At 59.2% G+C, this 22,871-nt stretch carries 20 protein-coding genes; 16 read left to right on the forward strand and 4 right to left on the reverse strand.

Annotation, left to right across the window (positions count from 1 at the left end; all coding sequences use genetic code 11):
• Window positions 1-130: 130 nt before the first annotated feature.
• The 9 genes from nifA (NKH93_RS22460) (at window position 131) to NKH93_RS22500 (ending at window position 9,609) form a co-directional block, all read left to right on the forward strand.
• Complete coding sequence (gene nifA / locus NKH93_RS22460; RefSeq protein ID WP_352972128.1) at window positions 131-1,894, forward strand: nif-specific transcriptional activator NifA; 1,764 nt, start codon at window positions 131-133, stop codon at window positions 1,892-1,894.
• A 238-nt stretch (window positions 1,895-2,132) separates the two neighbouring features.
• Entirely contained in the window at window positions 2,133-3,611 is a 1,479-nt protein-coding gene (gene nifB / locus NKH93_RS22465) for a nitrogenase cofactor biosynthesis protein NifB (protein WP_352972130.1), read from the forward strand.
• 32 nt (window positions 3,612-3,643) lie between these two features.
• The gene (locus tag NKH93_RS34340; RefSeq protein WP_023678248.1) at window positions 3,644-3,838 is read left to right on the forward strand and encodes a 4Fe-4S dicluster domain-containing protein; all 195 of its coding nucleotides are present in this window, start codon (window positions 3,644-3,646) and stop codon (window positions 3,836-3,838) included.
• Between the two features lie 99 nt (window positions 3,839-3,937).
• Window positions 3,938-4,258 (forward strand): nitrogen fixation protein NifZ, encoded by a 321-nt coding sequence (locus NKH93_RS22475; protein ID WP_031256099.1) that lies wholly within the window; start codon window positions 3,938-3,940, stop codon window positions 4,256-4,258.
• Window positions 4,255-4,467: a putative nitrogen fixation protein NifT gene (gene nifT / locus NKH93_RS22480; protein WP_352457024.1), complete on the forward strand. Its 213-nt coding sequence runs from the start codon at window positions 4,255-4,257 to the stop codon at window positions 4,465-4,467. Before NKH93_RS22475 ends, nifT begins: the two co-directional genes overlap by 4 nt.
• A 36-nt stretch (window positions 4,468-4,503) precedes the next feature.
• Window positions 4,504-5,409: an SIR2 family NAD-dependent protein deacylase gene (locus NKH93_RS22485; protein WP_352972132.1), complete on the forward strand. Its 906-nt coding sequence runs from the start codon at window positions 4,504-4,506 to the stop codon at window positions 5,407-5,409.
• Window positions 5,410-5,482: 73 nt separating this feature from the next.
• Complete coding sequence (locus tag NKH93_RS22490; protein WP_352972134.1) at window positions 5,483-7,351, forward strand: ABC transporter ATP-binding protein; 1,869 nt, start codon at window positions 5,483-5,485, stop codon at window positions 7,349-7,351.
• Window positions 7,351-9,246, forward strand: coding sequence for an ABC transporter ATP-binding protein (locus tag NKH93_RS22495; protein ID WP_352910128.1), 1,896 nt, complete (start codon window positions 7,351-7,353; stop codon window positions 9,244-9,246). Before NKH93_RS22490 ends, NKH93_RS22495 begins: the two co-directional genes overlap by 1 nt.
• Window positions 9,247-9,405: 159 nt before the next feature.
• Entirely contained in the window at window positions 9,406-9,609 is a 204-nt protein-coding gene (locus NKH93_RS22500; protein ID WP_352457028.1) for a hypothetical protein, read from the forward strand.
• Window positions 9,610-9,856: 247 nt separating this feature from the next.
• On the opposite strand, the gene NKH93_RS22505 is transcribed toward NKH93_RS22500, so the two are convergent.
• The 3 genes from NKH93_RS22505 to nifA (NKH93_RS22515) all read right to left on the reverse strand — a co-directional run bounded on the left by NKH93_RS22505 (window position 9,857) and on the right by nifA (NKH93_RS22515) (window position 14,136).
• Window positions 9,857-10,897, reverse strand: a complete 1,041-nt coding sequence (locus NKH93_RS22505) for an LLM class flavin-dependent oxidoreductase (RefSeq protein ID WP_352506792.1) — start codon at window positions 10,895-10,897, stop codon at window positions 9,857-9,859.
• 91 nt (window positions 10,898-10,988) lie between these two features.
• Window positions 10,989-12,128, reverse strand: coding sequence for a histidinol-phosphate transaminase (gene hisC / locus NKH93_RS22510; RefSeq protein WP_352720350.1), 1,140 nt, complete (start codon window positions 12,126-12,128; stop codon window positions 10,989-10,991).
• A gap of 235 nt (window positions 12,129-12,363) precedes the next feature.
• Window positions 12,364-14,136 carry a nif-specific transcriptional activator NifA gene (gene nifA, locus NKH93_RS22515; RefSeq protein WP_502896478.1) on the reverse strand — a complete coding sequence of 591 codons (1,773 nt, stop codon included), beginning with the start codon at window positions 14,134-14,136 and terminating at the stop codon, window positions 12,364-12,366.
• Between the two features lie 734 nt (window positions 14,137-14,870).
• Between nifA (NKH93_RS22515) and NKH93_RS22520 the strand changes: the two genes are divergently transcribed.
• The 3 genes from NKH93_RS22520 to NKH93_RS22530 all read left to right on the forward strand — a co-directional run bounded on the left by NKH93_RS22520 (window position 14,871) and on the right by NKH93_RS22530 (window position 17,797).
• Window positions 14,871-15,080 (forward strand): hypothetical protein, encoded by a 210-nt coding sequence (locus NKH93_RS22520; protein WP_352972136.1) that lies wholly within the window; start codon window positions 14,871-14,873, stop codon window positions 15,078-15,080.
• Between the two features lie 54 nt (window positions 15,081-15,134).
• Complete coding sequence (locus NKH93_RS22525; protein ID WP_352738992.1) at window positions 15,135-16,463, forward strand: dicarboxylate/amino acid:cation symporter; 1,329 nt, start codon at window positions 15,135-15,137, stop codon at window positions 16,461-16,463.
• 302 nt (window positions 16,464-16,765) lie between these two features.
• A complete protein-coding gene (locus NKH93_RS22530) occupies window positions 16,766-17,797 on the forward strand; it encodes a LacI family DNA-binding transcriptional regulator (protein WP_023678260.1) in 1,032 nt (343 codons plus the stop codon).
• A gap of 581 nt (window positions 17,798-18,378) precedes the next feature.
• Here the strand turns inward: NKH93_RS22530 and NKH93_RS22535 are convergent.
• Window positions 18,379-19,308: a LysR family transcriptional regulator gene (locus tag NKH93_RS22535; RefSeq protein ID WP_352457033.1), complete on the reverse strand. Its 930-nt coding sequence runs from the start codon at window positions 19,306-19,308 to the stop codon at window positions 18,379-18,381.
• 268 nt (window positions 19,309-19,576) lie between these two features.
• Here NKH93_RS22535 and NKH93_RS22540 point away from each other — a divergent pair, with 268 nt between their 5' ends.
• The 4 genes from NKH93_RS22540 to nodS all read left to right on the forward strand — a co-directional run bounded on the left by NKH93_RS22540 (window position 19,577) and on the right by nodS (window position 22,843).
• Window positions 19,577-20,170, forward strand: coding sequence for a NodA family N-acyltransferase (locus tag NKH93_RS22540; protein WP_352483781.1), 594 nt, complete (start codon window positions 19,577-19,579; stop codon window positions 20,168-20,170).
• Entirely contained in the window at window positions 20,167-20,826 is a 660-nt protein-coding gene (gene nodB / locus NKH93_RS22545; RefSeq protein WP_352738990.1) for a chitooligosaccharide deacetylase NodB, read from the forward strand. The genes NKH93_RS22540 and nodB overlap by 4 nt, the downstream gene beginning before the upstream one ends.
• Before the next feature lie 14 nt (window positions 20,827-20,840).
• Window positions 20,841-22,166, forward strand: coding sequence for a chitooligosaccharide synthase NodC (gene nodC / locus NKH93_RS22550; protein WP_352609807.1), 1,326 nt, complete (start codon window positions 20,841-20,843; stop codon window positions 22,164-22,166).
• An 80-nt stretch (window positions 22,167-22,246) separates the two neighbouring features.
• Window positions 22,247-22,843, forward strand: coding sequence for a nodulation methyltransferase NodS (nodS, locus tag NKH93_RS22555; RefSeq protein ID WP_352450799.1), 597 nt, complete (start codon window positions 22,247-22,249; stop codon window positions 22,841-22,843).
• The last annotated feature ends 28 nt before the right edge of the window (window positions 22,844-22,871 follow it).

Genomic DNA, 22,871 nt, shown 5'->3' on the forward strand with positions numbered 1-22,871 from the left:
ACCAACGCCAAGTCTATCTTTGCTTGAATTGCCGCGCCACGAAGAGGCGCTCGTGAATACTGTGCTTTCACAATTCAGACTCAGACACAAAAGGAGGAGCACTCTGGACGACAACCGCTGAGGTGTTTCCATGGCTCACGTACCGCAAGATCGGGTCGACGAGGTAGCACCTCGGGATACCCGCCCTGAACCGCCCATCAAAAGCATGCCCCAAGCAGATATCGCGCTCAGGGGACTCTACGAGATATCGAAGGTGCTGACCGCCCCCAGCGAGCTGGAGATTACGCTCGCCAATGTCGTGAACATCCTGCCTTCGTTTCTGCAGATGCGTCACGGAGCAATCGTCGTCCTGGACGCTGAAGGAGAGCCGGAGATTGCCGCAACTGCCGGCAATACCCACGCACCTCAATCAGGCACTCGCCGCGTCATACCACAGGCCATAACAGATCAAATCGTCGCTACGGGGACGCCGCTCTTCATACCGGACGTCCGCAAGTCCCAACTATTTCAGGCTGACCTTCAAACATCTTCGAGCAGCGGCACCATCCCAATTGCCTTTATCGGTATCCCGCTAAAGGCTGATCATAAAATCCTTGGGACATTGTCGATCGACCGCGCCGGAGACGGCGCCACCGACTTTCGCGACGACGAGGACACATACTTCCTGACGATGGTCGCCAACCTTGTCGGCCGGACGATCCGTCTCCATCGCATCCTGAGTACAGATCGTCAGCGGTCTGTCCATGAGCAATGGAGACCGGAGAAATCGCCCAACGAGGGGAGGACCTACGACCCTGCCCGGCATGCGGATGTCAAAATCGACGGGATCATCGGGGAAAGCCCCGCACTCAAGCAGGTGCTCGAAACCGTCTCGGTCGTAGCAGGGACCAATTCCACCGTGCTACTGCGGGGTGAAAGCGGCACCGGCAAGGAATTCTTTGCGCAAGCCATCCATAAGCTCTCACGTCGGAGGAAGAAATCTTTCGTCAAATTGAACTGCGCCGCACTGTCTGAAAGCGTTCTGGAGTCAGAACTGTTTGGGCATGAAAAGGGCGCTTTCACGGGTGCTATCTCCCAGCGCGCCGGTCGTTTTGAATTGGCAAATGAGGGAACGCTGCTACTTGATGAAATCGGCGAGATTTCGCCGGCCTTTCAAGCCAAGCTGTTGCGTGTCTTGCAGGAAGGCGAGTTGGAGCGAGTCGGCGGCACCAAAACGCTACAGGTCGACGTGCGCCTCATATGCGCCACCAACAAGGACCTCGAGACGGCCGTCATAAAAGGGGAGTTCAGGGCCGACCTTTATTACCGCATCAATGTGGTGCCAATTATCCTGCCTCCGCTCAGAGAGCGACCCGGCGATATTCCACGCCTTGCGAACGCCTTCCTCAATCGATTCAACAAGGAGAACGATCGCGCACTCGCCTTCGCGCCGTCGGCGCTTGACCTGATCTCGCAATGCTACTTCCCTGGTAACGTCCGCGAGCTGGAGAACTGCGTCCAAAGGACGGCCACACTTGCGCGTTCAAGGACGATCACGCCATCCGATTTCGCCTGTAAGAAGAGCCAGTGCCTTTCCTGGCTCCTCTGGAAGCGAGCCGACCGCTCGAATGGCGGCAATACCATCGACGATCTCGCACGGGTCAACGCAGTGCCGGTCGGATTGCGGCTGCCGGCCAGTCGCATCGGTGTCTCCGCAGGCAACGTATCTCCCCTTGCGGCCGGCGATCCAAACGATCCCGCTTGTCCCCCGCGTCTGACGGAACGCGACCGGCTGATCGACGCGATGGACAAGGCCGGTTGGGTTCAGGCCAGGGCGGCTCGTATCCTCGGCCTCACGCCGCGGCAAATCGGCTACGCGCTGCGCCGATATGGCATCGAGGTGAAGAAATTCTAGACGTCGTGATGACGTCAAACGTAAGCCCGGAGTAGTCTCCCTCACACCCTTCGCGCCCAAGGCTGGTAGCCTTCGCGACCCGATTTGCTTGTCCACTGTCGGAAGCCCGACAAAGGTGTGTCGGAGCAATCCGACGGAATCCGACACGAAAGCCAATTCGTGAACCAAAACCGCTCTTTGAGCTGGCATAGCTCTTGCGGTTTGAAATGCGACATTCACCTAGCAACGGAGCCGTTCGATGTCCGCACCGGCAATTGCGCTTGAGAGCCTCAGCACGACATTCGGTGACCAGTTGCTTGCCACCGTGAAAGCCGGTGGCTGCGCGTCTTCGTCCTGCGGCTCGTCGATAAAGCCGGACGACACGGATCCGGCTATCTGGGAGAAGATCAAGGATCACCCCTGCTTTTCAGAAGAGGCGCATCACTATTTCGCGCGCATGCACGTCGCGGTCGCGCCCGGCTGCAATATCCAGTGCAACTACTGCAATCGCAAATATGACTGCGCGAACGAAAGCCGGCCTGGGGTGGTCTCCGAAAAGCTGACACCCGACCAGGCGCTACGCAAGGTGATCGCGGTCGCCAACGAGGTGCCGCAGCTTTCCGTGCTCGGCATCGCCGGACCTGGCGATGCCTGTTACGACTGGAAGAAGACGAAGGCAACGTTCGAACGAGTCGCCAGGGAAATCCCAGACATCAAGTTTTGCATCTCCACGAATGGGCTCGCGCTGCCGGACCATGTCGAGGAGCTTGCCGACATGAATGTCGATCACGTGACGATCACCATCAACATGGTCGACCCTGAGGTCGGTGCAAAGATCTATCCTTGGATCTTTTACGACCATCGCCGCTACGTCGGCATCCAAGCCGCCCGGATCCTGCACGAGCGCCAGATGTTGGGTCTGGAGATGCTGACCGCGCGCGGCATCCTCACCAAAATCAATTCGGTGATGATCCCCGGCGTGAACGATGAGCATCTGATCGAGGTGAATAGATGGGTCAAGGAGCGAGGCGCGTTCCTGCACAACCTCATGCCGCTGATTTCGGACCCGGCGCACGGCACGCACTACGGACTGAGCGGGCAACGCGGCCCAAACGCAATGGAGATGAAGGCTCTTCAGGACCGTGTCGAAGGCGGCGCCCAGTTGATGCGCCACTGCCGGCAGTGCCGGGCAGATGCCGTCGGCCTGCTCGGTGAGGATCGTGGCCAGGAATTCACACTCGACCGGATACCCGGCGAGGTCACCTACGATGCCAGCAATCGCAAGGCCTATCGGGAGCTGGTCGCGGAGGAGCGCCGTGATCACGTGGCGGCTAGGAGAGAAGCGATCGGATTGGTCAAGGCAGCGAGCCCCGGCAAGTCCCTTCTCTTCGCCGTGGCAACCAAGGGCGGCGGCCGCGTCAATGAACATTTCGGCCATGCGAAGGAATTCCAGGTTTATCAAGCCTCGCCGAGAGGGATCAGCTTTGTCGGGCATCGGAAGGTGGAGCAGTATTGCCTCGGCGGCTGGGGCGGAGAAGCCGCCCTCGATGGCGTCATCGCTGCGCTTGAGGGCATAGATGTCGTGCTGTGCGCCAAGATCGGAAACTGCCCGCAGGATCAGCTCGCCGACGCTGGAATCCAAGCCACCGACGCATATGCCCACGACTATATCGAGACCGCAATCAGCGCGATTTACGCGGCCGCGTCTGGGACCCCCGCACTCGCGGCGACGGCCTGAGCGCGTCTCATCCATTCGGACCAGGAGTTAAAATGGCTTTCAAGATCATCGCATCCCAATGCACCCAATGCGGCGCCTGCGAATTCGAGTGTCCCTCCGGCGCGATCAAGTTCAAAGGCGAGAGCTATGTGATCGAGCCGCAAAAGTGCACCGAGTGCGAGGGGGTCTTCGATGCGCAGCAATGTGCCTCGGTATGCCCGGTGCCGAAGACCTGCGTTCCTGCGTGACGAACATTGGGCTGCCGACATGGTCGGGGATGCCTTCGCAGGACGCCTGGAACGCCTTTGTTCACAATCTGCAGCCTCAAGAGAAATCAGGGAACGGACATGTCGCTCGGACGCGAAGAGGAGGTCGAAATCCGCAGGCCTCCACGATTCATGCCGGGAGAGCGGGTACGTGCCACTCGCCACATAAAGAATGACGGCACCTATCCTGGAAGGGAGATCGGCGAAAATCTCGTGCGGAAGGGCGACGAGGGATATGTGCGCGACATTGGCACCTTTCTCCAGCAGTTCTTCATCTATGCGGTCGAATGGATCGACCGTGGCACCGTCGTCGGCATGCGAGCGCGTGAACTGATGAGCCTCGACAAAGCCGAGGCGCCCTGCAGTGCTGAAAGCAATACCAATGAAGGGACGGCGAGATGAAAGTCATGATCCGCAGGACCGATGCTGGCTTGTCGGCGTATGTCCCGAAGAAGGACCTCGAAGAGCCGATCATCAAGCTCGAGAAGGAAGAGTTGTGGGGCGGAACTGTGACGCTCAGGAACGGGTGGCGGCTCCTCCTACCCGATCTTCCACGGGATACGCGTCTGCCGATCACCGTCGAGGCAAAGAAGGTTTCCGAAGAGGACTGATGCTGCCCCTTGATAGGTGCGTCGCGAGGAACGAGCATGAACACGATCCTGACATCGGGCCACCTGGTCATCGTACGGGACAGTTTTGCCGAAAAGCTGCTTGACCTGGCGAAGGAAGCGCTCGCCGCCGATCAGGTGATCCCCTATCTCGGTCCGGGTCTTCTTGGGTTCAACTGTGCGGAACCGCCTGTGCCGCATACGCCGGAGGTCGTTGCCGCGGCACTCAATGCGCGGGCGCCAGCCCCTTCCAGGATCCGCACCAATATGTGGTCGGTTGCGCAGTTCATCGAACAGCGCCGGCGTCGCCGGACGCTTCAAGCTTGGATGACCGACATGTTCGCAGCGCCGGTGGCGCCCACCCTCCTCCACGCCTGGCTCGCAAGGCTGCCGCTCTCCCTCATCGTCGACAGCTGGTACGACGGCGCGATGCGCACGGCTCTCGTAGAGACCGGCCGAACGGACGTCGTTGAGATACAAGGCGTCACGCGGGCGAACGAAATCGGTAACATTTGGACGAAAACCTACGATTTGTCCGGGAGGGAACTCGACCCCCGATCGGGGGCAAAGACGGTTCTCTATACACCTCACGGGAGTATTAGGCCGGCGCAAAACTTTCTCGTCGCAGATTCCGACTATGTCGAAGTCCTGACCGAAATCGATATCCAGACACCGATCCCAGACGTGGTGAAGGAACGGCGCATCACCCGTGGATTTTTCTTCGTTGGCTGCCGCTTCAACGATCAGATGCTGCGCACCTACGCTAGGCAGATCATGAAGCGCTCCCGAGGTCCATATTGCGCGGTAATAGACGCGGAAACGCTGACCAGAAACGAAGCGCGTTTCCTTGCGGCAAGCGGAATCACGGTGATCGACATGCCAGTAAGTGAAGCCGCGGCTCGGCTTATAGGAACGCGCCCTGCTGCAGGTGGTGGACAGGATTAACAATGGCGGGCCCCTTTGATGATTGGTCCTTCGGCTTGCCTCGAAGGCGCAAAATGCAGTCGGGAATACATCCGTGAGCAGTGATGCTATCGGCAGCGCAACGAACGCTCTGAATTCGTTGACCCATGTGGAAGCGGCGCGCTGGGGCCGGGATTTGAGTACGCTGTTGCGCATCACGCGGATGAATTTGCGGCATCCCTGGCACGTCGCCTTCGCTATGGGCTCGACGATCATGGCGGCAATCCTCCAGTTGCTCATTCCCCAGCTGCTCGGCCGGGCTGTCGACCAGACCCAGACAGCCATCGGGGGCGGTGTCGCGGGGACCGCGGCAGGACAAGCGCTCTGGATTCCGGCTCTCCTGCTGCTCGCCGTCAGCGCGCTACGCGGCCTTTTCACGATGGCGCAGAACTATTTTGCCGAAGCCGTCGGGCATCATGTCGCGTACGAACTGCGGCTCGCCTACTACGACAAGATCCAGCGTCTCAGCTTTTCCTTTCACGACCGGGTCCATTCAGGCGATCTGATCACCATCGGAATGCTCGATCTCCAAGGCGTGCGGATGTATTTTTCCACCGCGCTCGTTCGCGTGGTCCTGCTCACCATGCTGATCGGGATCGGCGCCTACATGATGATCTCGACCGATCCCATGCTCGGCCTGGTCGCGCTGAGCTTCGTGCCTTTTGTCGCCTGGCGCTCATCGGCCACACAGCTTAGGCTGCGCGCCACCTGGCTCGACCTGCATGAGCGGCTTTCGGTACTAAGCCGCGTGATGGAGGAAAATCTCGCAGGCATCCGCGTGGTCCGCGCTTTTGCGGCTCAAGCCTATGAGATGCTGAAGTTCGACGGCGCTTCCAAGAACGCGCTCGACCTCGCCCACGACCGCGTTGACATCTACGTGCCCAGCACGTCGGCGATGACCTTGTCCTTCTTTTTCGCAATGGGATTGGTGCTCTGGATCGGTGGCAGCAAGCTCGTCGCTGGCGAGATCAGCGTCGGAACGGTGGCGACCTTCCTGACCTTCATGACAATCCTGCAAATGCCAGTCCGCCAGATCGGCCTCATGGTCAATGCCTTTGCCCGCGCTTCTAGCTGCGGTTCGCGGCTTTTCGGTCTCCTCGACCAGGAGATCACAATCAGGGATGCTCTCGAGGGCAGACCGCTCGAGATAAGCGACGGCACTCTGCGCTTCCACAATGTCTCGTTTGCGTACCCCAGCGCCGAAAACCGCGCCATTCTGAAGAACCTCAGCTTTGAGGCCCGTAGAGGCGAGACGATCGCGATCGTCGGTCCGCCGGGTTCGGGCAAATCGACGATAGCTCATCTGGTCCCCCGCTTTTATGACGTGACCGGTGGCGCCATCACGCTGGACGGCCAGGACATACGCAATGTCACCCTCGCGACGCTTCGCAAGGCGGTCGCCATCGTACAGCAGGATGCATTCCTATTCACCACTACGATCGAGAACAACATCGCTTATGGCGATCCCTGGGCGAAGAGACAGCGAATCGAACGCGCTGGCGAATTCGCCCAGCTCCACAACTACATCCTCGGGCTCCCAGCGGGCTACGAGACGGTCGTGGGCGAACGCGGCGTCTCTCTCTCTGGCGGCCAGCGCCAGCGTCTCACGATTGCTCGCACCATGATGCTGCGCCCCTCCGTCGTCGTTTTCGACGACTCAACGGCCGCGATCGATGCCGGCACCGAGCAGCGCATCCGCGCGGCGATGCGGCGCTTCGCCAAGGATCGGGTGACGATCATCATCGCGCACCGGCTGAGTGCGCTTGTGCATGCCGATCAGATCCTTTTTGTCGATAACGGCGAAATCGTAGAACGCGGCACGCATCAAGAGCTTTTGGCGAAGCGGGGACGCTACAGGGCCCTTTACGATCTCCAGACGCGCCCGGGTGATGACAATATGACCCAGTATGGGGGCGCCCGCTGATGGCGCAGGGCCGCGCCGGCGAAGTCGAAGCCGAACGTGACGACGGTAGACGCCCTCCGCGCGCGGTTGTCGGCTCGCACCGCATCGAGGAGGAGATGTTCGGCCGGGCTTTCGACAAGAGCATCCTCCGGCGCATCTGGGCTTTCGTCCGTCCCTATCGGGCCAGGGTAGTCATCACGATTGCAGCAATGCTGATCTTCAGCGGGACGCAGCTTCTCATCCCGTTGATCATCCGCTACGCGCTCGACCAGGGCATGAACCCGGCAAGGACCGATCGCTCAGCCCAGCTCGCGGCCGTCGGCGCGTTCGTGTTGGCGATTTTGGTCAATTTCGCTGCCGGCTACATGCAGGAAACCGTGGTTGGGAAAGTGGCCGAAACTGTCCTGTTCGACATCCGCCGCGCCATGTTTGGCCATCTGCAGAAGGTTTCGCTCTCCTTCATGGACAAGACCGAGGTCGGACGCCTCATGTCGCGCCTGCAAGGCGACGTCAACTCCATACAGGAATTCCTCGAAACCTCGGTATATTCCGTAGGCGATGTTGCGCTTCTCTTCGGCATCGTTTTCGTAATGCTGTGGCTCGACTTCCGCCTCGGCCTCCTGACGCTCTCGGTTCTGCCGGTCCTGGTGATCGTCCGCATTGTCTGGCTGCCGCGTGCCCGCGACGCCTTCATGGCCGCACACGAGACTAATTCCGTCGTCAACGGCGCGCTGGCCGAAGCCATTCACGGCGTGCGCACCGTCCAGTCAATGGACCGCCAGCAGGTGAATTTCATCCTTTTTGACGACAAGGCCCATGCCAACCTCAGGACCCACCTGATCGCTGCCAAATATGCACTGGTCATGGTGCCTATCGTCGATGGCCTCACCGGCCTCGCCATGGCCGCCGTTATTGTGGTCGGCGGCTCGATGGTCATGAATGGCCGCATAGATGTGGGCGTATTGGTTGCCTACCTATTTTACATCCAGCGCTTCTTTGACCCGATCCGCTCACTCACCCTGCAATATTCGGTCATGCAGCGCGCCATGGCCTCAGGCAAGCGCCTGACCGATGTGCTCGACGTCAAGATCGATGTTCAGGACAAACCCAATGCCGAGGTGCTTTCGCCCGAAATGGACGGCTCGGTCGAGTTCAGGGACGTCACCTTCGGCTACAATCCGAACCGTTCGGTGCTGAAAAATGTCTCCTTCCGGGTCAATCCCGGCGAGACGGTCGCACTGGTCGGGCCGAGCGGTTCTGGCAAATCGAGCGCGATGGCCCTGGTCCACCGCTTCTATGATGTTCAGCAGGGCCAAGTGCTGGTCGGCGGACATGATGTGCGCGATCTCACCCAGGAATCGCTCGGCCGCCAGGTCGCCATGGTGCTGCAGGAGCCGTTCCTGTTCACCGGGACGGTCTTCGAGAACATTCGATACCACAAGACGGAAGCCACGCGCGACAAGGTGATCGAGGCCGCCAAGGCGGTCGGCGCCCACGACTTCATAATGAGCCTCGCCGACGGGTATGAGACCCAACTTGGCGAACGCGGCGACAACTTATCTCTCGGCCAGCGCCAGCTTATCAGTTTCGCCCGCGCCCTCGTCGCCGACGCCAAGATCCTCGTGCTCGACGAAGCTACCGCCAACATCGACAGCTACACGGAAATGCAGATTCAGAAGGCTCTGATAAAGCTGCTTGAAGGGCGCACTGGCCTCGTCATCGCCCACCGTCTTGCCACGATCCGGGGTGCCGACCGCATCATCGTGCTTCAGAATGGCCAAGTTATTGCGACTGGCAACCACGATCAGCTAATAGCCATGGGCGGCCTGTATTCCAAACTCTACAATCTCAACTACGCCTCCTTTGACGATATTCCAGAACACGATACGACCGTACAAGCCGGCTCCCAGACCTGACGTCTTGGCGGCCTTGTGGTACTGACATTGACTTCGGGCGTGCCGGCGGACACTCAGGCCGCCGCAGACGAGGAAGCAGGCAGCATTCATGCAAAGCACTCGCGCGGATCGTGAAGACCGGCTGCGAACGATTTCCTCCAGCGTCGTTATCCGACCGCGGTGCACGCCGCGACATCGGGCGAACTCGCTCCAGGTGGTGTCGCTCGGCGTAGCAAAGCCGCTCGCGAGCGCGCCCTCAACAGCGCCGTAGCGAGTGACGGCTTTGCTACCGCCGAGCCGCTGATGAAGCTGGATGCGGGAGCCGCCACCGGCGCCGCCCCGGTCGAGAAGAACCTCTTGCGGCGGGCTATGGGCAACGACTAGCGCGAGCGCGACGAGCAGATGCGTGCCGGCATCGTGACGCGCTCGGCCATCATCTCCTTAGGATCGTGCAGTCTCACACCGTGCCCAGATGCCGGCCAACGTACAAACCTGGTAATCTGTGCCGCCGGCTCGTCGTCAGTTTGGCCTCCCTCACGATTTCCCCAATCCCCACCACGTGCACGCTCGAGCAATGTGAGGGAGCGCTGTTACAACGATTTACCTTCGGATCAGACCGCGAATTTCATGGTCAGCCAAGTCGAGCCATGATTTCGGATTGAATGGTCGTCGCGGTGTATAGGGAAGCATCTAGCGGCAGATTCCCAAATGCCAGTTGACAAAGAAGGTAGTTAGCACCTGCCTCTTCCAACTGACTGAGCAGAGCTTCTCGCACAGACGCTGCTGATCCTACCACGCACAATTCACTCTCGACTGCCGCATCGAAGGTCAGCGGCAGGTTGGGTGGAGTGGGGATAGCGTTAAGCTCGTAAAGGAATTGGAAGCTCTTGAGCCATCGTTCGTAAGCAGGTGCCGCGAGCGAATAGGCATGTGTGTCACAACGCCCAACCACGACCATGCGGAGCAATCCAATAAATGGCGCTCGATTGCCCGCGCCAGTGTTGTCCTCTTGATAGGCGCGGAACGCATCAGTAGTTTTGCGAACAGAAGAGGAAGGTCCTACACACGCGATATTTGCTCCATTCGCAGCGGCCCAGGCTGCGGACTCGGGTCGATTGGCGGCGACCCATGTCGGCGGATGTGGACGCTGATGAGGTCTTAGCGTCAAAGGAACGTCATTGAGCTCAAAATGGCGGCCCTGATAGCACAGCGTGCCAACCTTCATGGCATTAACAAGTATTTCAACAAGAATTTCGCTGGCTTCCGCATAGCGGCCCGGCACCGCGTCCGCACCAATCCCGAAGTAACCCAATTCGATCGGGAGAGCACCGCGCCCTATGCCCAGTTCGAGCCTGCCACCGCTCAACTGGTCCAGCATACAGATCTCTTCGAACGCACGCAGCGGATGATAAAGCGCAAGCAGCATCACCAAGGGTCCGAGACGCAGGCGCCGGGTGCGCTGGGCGACGCTCGATAAGAACAGATTCGGCGATGGACCTCTCCCATGGGGGGTACAGTGGTGCTCTGCGAGATGATAGGCATAGAACCCTAGCTGATCGCACGCCTCTGCTAATATCAGGCGATCTTCGTACTGCCGGGCGATATCGAGGCCGTCCTCGTCCAGATGATCGAAGATGCCGAAGGCTAGGTTTGAAGGAAAGACGTTTGTCACTCGATATTGTCCCTGATTTTAAAGAAAAATGTTGTCGTGCTTGGGTGACCAAGCAAGTCTAAAGATAGCAATGTGTGATATCGGATTAGCGTCAGCGTACCGAACGAGCAGAGCCTGACGCTCCCCTGCCCGTGGTGCTTGGTATGTTTAAGCTTCCAACTATATCGCGAGCGGCAGCAAGAAATGCATCCAATTGCTCTTTTGTGCCGATGCTGACGCGGATGCAATGTTCCAAACCATTGTCCGGAAAGTAGGCAACGAGTATCTTTTGCCTTTCCAAGGCTGCTTGCCACCATGAGCCGTCCTGTCCCGCTGGCACACGGGCTAGCAGGAAATTTGCGTGGGAGGGCGTTACGGAAAATCCAAGTTGCGACAGTGCGGCTGTCACTCGCTGTCGTTCATGTCTGATGTGCTTGTGGTTCTCTGCGTAGGCGCCGCGATGCGCAAGCACGCTGATACCAACCGCATGCCCGATCACGTTCATGTTGAAGACGTTCTGGATGTTGCGCAGCCTGCCAATAATCTCAGGGTGACCGAAACCGAAACCGACGCGAATGCCGGCGGCGGCATAGCTCTTCGAAAATGTTCTCAAGATCAGAAGGTTCGAATAACGGTTGATGAGGCGCAGCCCGTGATCGGGTGCAAAGTCGACATAGGCCTCATCAAGGACGACCAGGCGATCCGATTGTGCCACGAGGCGTTCGATATTGCTTATCGAGAGGAATGTTCCGGTCGGATTGTTTGGATTGGCCACCAGAATGAACTTGGCGTCTTTTGCCGGACCGGAAAGCAATTGCTCCATTGGCAGCGAATGAGTTTGACATCCGATCTCGAGAAACTCAGCACCATGCAACATGGCAAGTTTGCGGTTGAACGAAAACCCTGGCGATATCATCGCCACCTTGTCGCCAGGGGCGAGGAAAGCTCTGTAGATGAGTCCGAGCAGTTCAGACGACCCGTTGCCTGCGATGACCTGATCCGTGGATACCCCATAGGTATTGGACGCTGCTTCCCTCAAGCTGATGTTATCGTCGTCCGGATACAGATACTGGCGATTGAGGGCCGCCACTGCACTTTGCATTATGATTGGCGGCAACGGAAACGGGTTCTCATTCGTATTCAGCTTGACAAAACTTTCGTCCGGCGCTGGTCCGTTGGACGGCAGAGCATCTAACTGTCGCGTCCCTTGCGGAAGAGACGAAAGCACAGCTTGCAGTTTTGCATCGGACATATTTTATCTCCGTTTCAGTCGCACAGGGGCATCCGTATGAGCTCGCAACGAGAGCAACATGGCGGACGGATTGACGATGGCAGCGTCGCCTTTCACAAGATGGTCGCAACGCCGGCTGCCACGGGAATTCGGCCAGGCTGTCCTCGGTCGGATCGACTTGACGCGGACGCGGATCTGCATCCCTGCGCGGGCCAAGCCGCTAAGCGGTCTCAGCTAATCCGCCTGAGTCATGCTTTCACAGACGCTTGACCTCGATGCCGTATTTCCTCAGCACGTAGCCAACCTGGCGCGGGGTCAGTCCAAGCAGGCGCGCCGCCTTTGCCTGCACCCAGCCACATCTTTCCATGGCAGCAATGACGCGCTCGGCGTCGGTGGTCCTCGCGCCCAATGAGTGGGTTGCTCCGGCAGGCGGGACTGTGGTGGCGGCCGAACGAGCGGCCGCATCCGGCGGCGTGGCCGGATTCACTGCCTCTGGGAGGATTGGCGCTGGTTGCAGCGCGGCCTTGCCCGATCTGCTCTTCCGCAGCGCCTCGGCAAAGCATTGGTCGTGGGAGCACGCAAAGTCGTTTCTCCCGATTGATCGTCCCTCCGCCAGGATCGCTGTCCGGTGCACGCAATTTTCAAGCTCGCGAATGTTGCCGGGAAATTCACATTTCATCAGTACTTCAATCGCACGCGCATCGAAGGTCAGCGTACGGCCGTTCTCATCGTTGAAATTCTTGAGAAACTCAGCTGCGAGGAGCGGAATATCGCTGCGCCTTTGGCGTAATGCCGGCACCAGCAAGGGAACCACGTTGATGCGATAATATAGGTCGGCGCGGAACTCATTCCTTGCAACCGCCTCTTCAAGGTTCCTGTTCGTGGCGGCAATCACGCGAACGTCGACCTTGATGGTCTGGTTGCTGCCGACGCGCTCAAACTCCTGCTCCTGCAGCACGCGCAGTAGCTTTGCCTGGAAGGAGGCCGAGATCTCGCCGATCTCATCCAGAAACAACGTCCCCTTGTCGGCGAGCTCAAAGCGACCCTTGCGGGAATTGAACGCGCTTGTGAAGGCACCCTTCTCATGACCGAACAATTCGGATTCCAGGACTGTCTCTGGCAGCGCTGCACAATTGAGTTTGATGAAGGGCCGCTTGGCGCGCGGCGACAACTCGTGAATTGCCTTGGCGACCAGCTCCTTCCCGGTACCGGATTCGCCTCGCAACAGAACCGTGGTCTTTGCCTTAGCTACCACTGCGATCTTCTCGAGCAGCGCGCTTAGCGCCGGACTATCGCCAATCATCCCCTTGACGTGAACCTTCTTGCGCTGCGGTGCAGGGTGCTTGACATCAGAGAATTGCGTTTGCAGCCGATCTTCCACCTCTGTCGGTCGTTCGCGGTCGCCCGCGGAGAAGCGGTGCAACTTGACTGTCTGTCCCACCATGTTGGCGATCATGGTGAGCAGCCGGACATCATAATCGAGCCGATACGTTGACCTGCTGTCCAAGGCGCGGTCGATAGTCAGCGTGCCTACGGCGTTCCCATCAACACGAATGGGAACGCCGGTGAACGACACGGGGTCGGAGGCCCCAAGCACCTCTATGTCAGCGGCAGTGAAGGCCGAATGCACCGCTATGTTCTCGGCGACGAGCGGCGTGTCCGTCGTCACAATCAGATCGATTGCCTTGCGCGGCAGGCGCATCCGGGAGCGCTCATCGCTGTTCTCGTCGCAGCCGGTGACTACGGTGATGTCCAGTACGCCCTCAGCGTCGAAGAGAGCGATGATGCCGTGCCGCATCTGCACAAACGAGGGCAGGAGATCGACGACCTTGGCCAACGTGACTTCGAGCCGGGCGGGGTCGGTGAGTACTTTCGATATTTCGAAGATGCCGGTAAGCGCGTGCTCGTGCGATGGCACAAAAGGGACCGCGGTGTTCATCTCGGACTTTGGGTAAGCCCTTTTCGCATCCGGAAGCGAAATGCGGCACTCGCTGGCATTTTGTTCTGATTTGGGAATGTTGTGGTGCATATGATCCTCGATCTCGCGCCATGAAATGCATGCCGGCGGCATGTGCGCCCGCGACGTCGCGGGCAAGCGCGAAAATGCTCTGACGTGAACTCGTGCCACCGCCGTGTGGTCGAGTGCAAAGCGGGTCGACCCCTGACGCATCGCTTGGCTCTCCCTCCACGAAGCTTGGCCACGTTCTCGGCTTGCACGGGGGCAACCACACGTTGATTTTCAAAAGACTGGAGCGAGGCGGGATAGTCAATCGAGCTTTCTTTCATTCGTGAAAGGAAACCTCGCGGCCTATGATAGAATTCATCAGTTCTAATTTTTGTCGGCGATGTTGAACGACAGAAATACGGCGCCGGCGATGCGGTGCCCGAGCGGCTGACCGCGCCGAGTTGCCGGGCCGTGCCAGTCACCAGCGCCTGCGAACCAGGGGCGGGAGCGATAATCACTGCCGACGACACTGGTCGGTCGCGGCAACCGCCATTTCCTCGATATTGATGACGCAGATAAGGCGGGGGCGTCGCGTGTGAAGGCGCGAAGGTGGCGGTCGAGCGCGGCTTTCTCCGCGGTGCTCGGAACTTCTGAACCGCATCGTCGCGGTCAGCACCAGCGGCGTCAATCCCTACGTCTCGACGTCGCTTTCAAGCTGTCGCTGCAGCGGGAGCGCGGCAAAGAACACGGCAATTCTGCGCCCTGGTGCCAGCGATGCGGCCCTCCCAAAGTCGGCAAACCGAGGAGCCCGCCACGATGTGCAGCAAAACCGCCAGCCAGAGAGATCGACCGGCAATCTGCCGGAGAACATCAAGCGCGTGCTGGACGGCGGCCTTGTCATTCGCGTCTTGTGCCACCGCATTCATCCCATCATAGGCGAGCCCAACGTCAGTTCAGGTCATGCGGATCCATTTGGCATGGGTATTGCGGCGGCGTTGGTGCAGCGTTCGACCGGAGCGCCGCGATAGGGAGAAGCCCGGGAGAAGTCACGCCACCTCGATTCGGTCAGGGAGAGAGAAACAGTGTCAGCTGCACAAGTCCGCGGCGCGAGTCCCGCGCCCCGCAAACCCTTCTATGCCAAGCTTTACGCGCAGGTGCTTGCTGCCATCGCCCTCGGCATCGCAATTGGCTATTTCTATCCGGGGACCGGCGAGAGCCTGAAGCCGCTGGGTGATGCCTTCATCAAGCTGGTCAAGATGATCATCGCGCCTGTCATCTTCCTGACAATTGCGACCGGCATTGCCGGCATGAACGATCTTCACAAGGTCGGCCGGGTCGCCGGCAAGGCAATGGTCTATTTTCTCACCTTCTCGACGCTGGCGCTGATCGTCGGCCTCATCGTCGCCAATGTCGTCCAGCCTGGCGCCGGCCTCAACATCGATCCGGCCTCGCTCGATGTCCAGGCCGTGAATACCTATGCCGCAAAGGCCCACGAGCAGTCGGTCACCGGCTTCCTGATGAACATCATCCCGCCAACGATTGTCGGTGCCTTCGCGGAAGGCGACATCCTGCAGGTGCTGTTCTTCTCGGTTCTGTTCGGCATGGCGCTCGCGATGGCCGGAGAGACGGGCAAGCCTGTCGTTTCCTTCCTTCAGGCGCTCATCGCGCCTGTCTTCAAGCTCGTCGGCATTCTGATGAAAGCCGCGCCGATCGGCGCTTTCGGCGCAATGGCCTTCACCATCGGTAGATATGGCATCGGTTCGGTGGTCAACCTCGCGATGCTGGTCGCGACGTTTTATTTCACCGCCTTCCTCTTCGTGTTCGGGGTTCTCGGCGCGGTCTGCCGCTACAACGGCTTTTCGATCTGTTCTCTTATTCGCTACATCAAGGAAGAGCTGCTGCTTGTCCTCGCAACGTCCTCCTCGGAGGCCGCGCTCCCCTCGCTCATGCAGAAGATGGAGAAGGCGGGCGCCAGGCGTTCGGTCGTGGGTCTCGTCATCCCGGCCGGATATTCGTTCAATCTGGACGGCACGAATATCTACATGACCCTGGCGGCCCTCTTCATCGCGCAGGCGACGAACACGGATCTGTCAATCGGCGATCAGGTGCTGCTGCTGCTCGTTGCGATGCTTTCCTCCAAGGGCGCTGCAGGTGTGACAGGTGCGGGCTTCATCACCCTGGCTGCTACGCTCGCCGTAGTTCCGAGTGTTCCCGTTGCTGGGATGGCACTGATACTCGGCATCGACCGCTTCATGTCCGAATGCCGGGCGCTGACGAATTGCGTCGGCAACGCAGTGGCATCCCTCGTCGTTGCCCGCTGGGAAGGAGAATTGGACCGAGCGCAGATGAAAGCCGCCTTCTGCGGTCATCAGCTTGCCGAGGCATCAAACCGGCTGTCCTCCGCCGAGTAAGGGCGACGCACCGCGACCGGTTTCGCCAAGCTGGTCACATGACCTGAACGATCGACTCGCAGGCTCTAAACGGCGCCTCACGGACCATGTATCAGAAGCGCTAAATGTGTGAGTGCAAATCGTCGCCGCCCTAAGCGAATGAACCTTCCGTTATACCCGGCCGGTCTACGTCTGGAGTAGTCCAATACGCTGTCGATCATTCAGTATGCGGGCGTCTTCACTTTGCCCACCCGAAACCATTGTCGAATCGCGCTAGGTGACAGAGAGCCAGCCTGCGTCAAAAACCAATCAGAATAGGACCCATGACCAAGCGCCCCACAATTGCCGATCTCGCCCGCGAAGCCCGAGTCAGCGTAGCAACGGTCGATCGGGTTCTGAACGCCCGCCATCCGGTGCGCGAGGAGACCGCGCGGCGGGTCCACGACGCCGCCCACGCGATCGGCTATCATGCTGCCGGGCTCATCAAGCAGCGCTTGCGGCGAGACCTACCGTGCTACCGTCTGGGCTTCATCTTGAGAAAACCGGCCCAGCATTTCTACCAAGACTTTGCGCGCGAGGTCGAAGCGTCGGTCAATTTGGCCCAGTCCTTCCACGGCATTCCGCTCATCCAATTCGCCCCGTCACATATGCCGAGCGACCTAATCGCACCGCTCAAGGATTTGGGCGCACGCTGCCATGCGATCGCGATGGTGGCACCGGACCACCCAAAAATTACAGCAGCGGTTGAGGACCTCAAGGCCAAAGGCATTCCGGTTTTCTCGCTGCTTTCCGACTTCGCCGCCGGCGTGCGACAGGGCTATATCGGCCTCAACAACCGCAAGGTGGGGCGCACGGCCGCTTGGATGGTGTCCAAGGTCGCAAAACGGCCCGGCAAGGTGGCGGTGTTTGTCGGTAGCCATCGTTTCCAGGGGCACGAGCTCCGTGACGTCGGCTTTCGGTCCTATTGCCGTGAGAACGCGCCGACGTTCGAGGTGCTCGATCCGCTTGTGAACCTGGAGAAACGGCAGGTCACCTACGAGGCAACGCTTGATCTCATGCAGCGGGAACCCGAGCTCGTCGGCTTCTATGTCGCCGGGGGCGGCATGGAGGGCGCCATCTCCGCGGTCCGGGAAGAGGGTAAAAGTCGCGATCTCGTCGCGATCGTGAATGAAATCACGCCGGAATCTCGGGCGGCACTCGCTGATAACATCATCACGATGGCGGTCGCCACGCCAATGCGCCGGCTTTCCCAGGAGCTGATAACGCTGATGACGCGGGCTATCGAGACCGGCACTGCTGAAACACCAGGACAGACATTTCTGCCGTTCGACATTCATCTGCCGGAAAATATATGAAACTGATGGCTTCTATCGTAAGCGGGGAAGTTTCCTTTCATAAATGAGAGAAAGTTGATTGATGATCCCATCCACGCGGGGTAGCCGCACCCCACAGGCCTCAGCCGCGGCCCAGGATGAAGCGCCAATTGGGTGAACGGATCGGCCACGCGTTCAGGCGGAAGCGCGAGGTAAATTCCCTACATCCGCAGCGTCAATCGCGACCGGCTTCATTGCCAACATCTCGACGTTGTCGGTGCAGGGCGGTGTCGTCAAGAATGCCTCACGCCAGTAGCCGAGCGAGGCCGGCACAGTCCATTGGGATTGACCTTGTCGACCGGCATCTCCTCGCCTGGCCGCGCGTGAAAAGCCGCGGCAAGGCCGGCAAAGTTGGCATTTGAGTGGGGCTAGACATCTTCTGGGACTTCGCACGCGAAATCGGAGGCGGCAGTCAACTCAGCACCAACCCGGGCATGTGTTCTGCTCGTTCCTGGCCCTCGTACTCAGCAAGGAACTGCGCCGCTCTGCCGAGCCAAAGGCCTGACGCCCGAATGGCAACCGCTCCTACGCGATCGCGACCGCCTCCAGGAAGCCCGAGACGCTCAATAGCTTTCAAGCAAAGGCGCCAGGCGAGATGCCTCCTGCAACATCATTTCCCGCATCCACAGGCTTGCCGGATCAGTATTGTGAAGCGCAGGCCATTGGACGGCCTCGGTGAATGCGGGATGAGGAAGTGGCGGCGGAAGTCCGACAATCCGCAGGGGTGTTGTTTTTGCGAAATGCTGCGCCAGCCGTAAGGGCATGGTCCCGATGCGGTTGGTGCCTGATAGGACGGGCGCGATCAGGCTAAAGCCCTGTACGACGACCTCGATACGTCTCTCGAAACCGTGCTCGAGCAAATACCACTCCTCCATGGTGGGCTGCCGGGTGTGCCTGAATTTGAGCACGACATGCCCCATCGACAAGTATCGCTCGAATGTAAGTGGCTCTGACAGCTGCTTGTTCGTGCCGCAGCCTACGCATACGAGCATATCTTCGAACAGGGCTGCGCGAGGATGTTTCGACATGAACACTTCCGGCATAATCAGAAAATCAACGTCGCCGCGCCGGAGAAGCTCCTCGGGGTCGTCGCAAATAGGCAGACATTCGAAGCGGACGGCGGGAGCTTCCCGCGCAGTACGCTCTACGATCCTCTTAAAAAGCACGAGCGTGAGGTAATCGGAAAGCATGATTCGGAAGAGACGATCCGATTGGGCTGGGTTAAAGGCGTCGGAGGAAATAATCGATAGCTGGATGTGCAGCAATGCGTCCCGGACTGCTGGGGCAAGCCCCTCCGCGCGCGGTGTCAAAATGAGCTCGCGGCCGTTCATCGTAAATAGCTCATTGCTGAAGTAGGCGCGTAACCGAGCGACGGCGGCGCTCATGGCCGGCTGGCTCAGGTTAATACTGTTGGCCGCGGCAGTGACTTTACGCTCCCTGATCAGAGCGTCCAGCACAACGAGGAGATTCAAATCCAGCCCCTTAAACCGCATATCCTGATCTATCCAGCGTGTGGATGGGCATCATCTAAACAATCAATTTTACGAATTTACGAACCATGCATTAGAGGAACGTAAATGACCGACGTCAAGCTCAAATCGACGGCGCCGCCACACGGGCGGGAACATCGAGAGAGCTCATTGGCGAGCCCCACCGGCTGGCTCACCGTCGCTAACGACAACGGTTGAGTGCAGCCAACAACGCCGCCGCTTTGGCCGGGTAATGCGGCCCGCAAGAAACTATTTTGAAGAGAGGTCCTGAATGCGCCCTCAGGTGCAGTGGAAATTGTGCTGGGAAAACGAGTTGCAGCTCTCGGACCACGTCGAGCTCGCCCAGTTCTTTCGTAATACCTACGGGCCGACTGGGGCGTCCAACGCAGAACCGTTCGAAGGTAGTCGAAGCTGGGCCGGCGCCAGGCCTGAACTCCGCGCAATCGCCTATGATTCGAACGGTGTAGCGGCTCACATGGGCATACTGCGCCGTTTCATCAAGGTTGACGCGGTCGATCTGTTGGTGGCTGAGCTGGGCCTGTACGGGGTACGTCCGGATCTTGAGAGTCTCGGAATCGCCCATTCAATCCATGTCGTGCTTCCAATACTGCAGGAGCTTGGCGTTCCATTCGCTTTCGGAACCGTCCGGCACGCGCTGCGGAATCATGTTGAGAGGTTCGGGCGGCGATACAGCCCTTTGGCCGTCTTGTCGGGAATTCGCGTGCGCTCCACCCGACCAGAGGCGCGCCTCGACCTGCCGCCCACACGCATTGATGACGCACTCACCATTGTTCTGCCAGTTGGACGGCCGATCAGCGAATGGCCCACGGGCACGATGATCGATCGGAACGGACCAGAGCTATGAGCCGTCCCGATTGCTTGTACGAAGTGCGCCGTGAGTGCTCTGACGGCACCGGCCCTCGCAGCGTTTATCTGACGTTTGACGACGGTCCCAATCCACTTTTCACACCGGAGATTCTGGATGTGCTGGCAGAGCAGCGGGTGCCGGCGACTTTCTTCGTCATCGGCGCCTACGCCTTAGAGCACCCGGATCTAATCCAACGAATGTTTGCAGAAGGGCACGAGCTAGGCAACCACACGATGACTCATCCGGATCTGTACAAATGCGGCTTCGGCGAAGTGCAACGTGAGATCTTTGAAGCGAACGGCGCCATCATGAGGGCGTGCCCTCAGGCCTCGGTGCGCTATATTCGCGCGCCCTACGGGGCCTGGAGCGAAGAAGTCTTCACAGCGTCACAGATCGCCGGGCTGACGGCCGTCCATTGGTCCGTCGACCCTCGAGATTGGTCTCGCCCTGGGGTCGACGCGATTATCGATACCGTGCTCGCCTCTGTCCGGCCGGGCGCAATCGTACTCTTGCACGACGGATGCCCTCCCGGCGAGTTGAGCCAGGGCGCTCACGCCGGTCTGCGCGACCAGACGGTCACGGCGCTGTCCCGGCTGATTCCAGCACTTCATGAGCGCGGATTTGTAATCCGCTCACTTCCTCAACATCACTGAACAAACGAGATCCCATGACTCTTCTTGGTACAACCAGCACTGTGGCCATTTCGCTTTATGCACTGCTCTCGACTGCTTATAAGAGCATGCAGGGGATTTATGCTCTGCCGACAAACGACTCATCGGCGTTGGAGGATCTCGTCGGCTCCGATCAACTGCCCAGCGTGGATGTCATCGTCCCCTGCTTCAACGAGGATCCGCGCACGCTTTCAGAGTGCCTGGCGTCCATTGCAGACCAAGAATACGCCGGAAGACTTCGGGTCTATGTGGTTGATGACGGTTCTGGAAATCGCGAAGCCGTACGAACTGTCCACGAAACCTACGCGCGCGACCCTAGGTTCGACATCATTTTGCTTCCCGAGAATGTTGGAAAGCGCAAGGCGCAGATCGCCGCGATACGCCGCTCATCCGGGGATTTGGTGCTTAACGTTGATTCAGACACGATACTCGCGTCCGACGTCATCACCAAGCTTGTACCGAAGATGCGAGATCCAGCGGTCGGCGCAGTCATGGGTCAGTTGATTGCCAGTAACCGGAGCGAGAGCTGGCTGACAAGGCTGATAGACATGGAGTACTGGCTGGCTTGCAACGAGGAGCGCGCGGCACAGGCTCGCTTCGGTGCCGTTATGTGCTGTTGCGGCCCATGTGCCATGTACCGCCGGTCTGCGCTCCTTTTGTTACTGGACCAGTACGAGTCGCAATTTTTTCGGGGCAAGCCAAGCGACTTCGGGGAGGATCGCCATCTCACTATCCTCATGCTGAAAGCAGGCTTTCGAACCGAGTACGTTCCGGGCGCCATCGCGGCCACAGTCGTTCCGAACAGACTCGGACCGTATCTGCGCCAACAACTCCGTTGGGCACGAAGCACATTCCGGGACACGCTGCTTGGGCTGCGCTTGCTGCCCGGCCTCAATAGCTATCTCACGTTGGACGTGGTCGGACAGAATCTCGGGCCGCTACTCCTCGCCCTATCGGTACTAACGGGCCTCGCACATTTCGCACTGACAGGCACTGTGCCTTGGTGGACAGGACTGATGATTGTGTCCATGACCATGCTCCGATGCAGCGTGGTAGCATTTCGTGCTCGACAGTTTCGATTTCTGGGCTTTTCCCTGCACACGTTCATCAACATCTTTCTCTTACTTCCCTTGAAGGCCTACGCGCTGTGTACATTGAGCAATAGCGATTGGCTGTCGCGAAGCTCTGCTGTCGCTACATCGAACACTGGGGGAAAACAGGCCCCCACCCAAACTCCGATCACTGGATCAAGCAGGGCAGAATTCTCACCGCATGCGGCTCCGCTTCGCAGGCTCAATCTTGCGCGGATTCTTCGGGATTAGCGCTGTCGAGCAACATCTGCGGCGACGAGTGATCGCTAATTACCTAGGTGGACGAGAGGTGGACGAGTTTGACCCAGAACATGAATCATCAGTTGCTCGATCGGGAATTGGCCGCAGACGATCCGTGGCGCCTCGACGGCAATCCGTTCGAGCGGGAGCGCCACACGCAAATGCTCCAGCTGGCGCTTGCCCAGGGCTCCATTACAAATGCCCTCGAAGTCGGGTGCGCTGCCGGCGCATTCACGGAAAAACTAGCTCCCTACTGCCAAGGGCTCACCGTCATCGATGTCGTGGCGCAAGCGATTGCTCGAGCACGTCAACGGATAAAGGAGCCGTCGCGCATCAACTGGATAGTCTCCGATGTTCAACAGTTTTCGACCGACGAGTTGTTTGACCTGATCGTTGTGGCGGAGGTCCTATACTACCTCGAAGACATAGCCGAGATGCGCGCGGCCGTCAAAAACCTGGTGCGGGTGCTTGCGCCAGGCGGGCATCTGATCTTCGGATCGGCAAGGGATGCTAATTGCCGTCGCTGGGGTCACGCCGCTGGTGCTGAGCCGGTCATCGCCATGCTGAACGAAACGTTGATCGAGGTAGAGCGTCTTGAGTGTCGGGGCGAGTCGGTCAACGAAGACTGCTTGCTCGTCCGTTTCCGGAACCCGCTTTCCGCTTCCTGATCAATCGAATCTATCGCCGTTAACGTGG

It is taken from the genome of Mesorhizobium sp. M0954, from assembly GCF_040319155.1.
Taxonomy (GTDB): Bacteria; Pseudomonadota; Alphaproteobacteria; order Rhizobiales; family Rhizobiaceae; genus Mesorhizobium.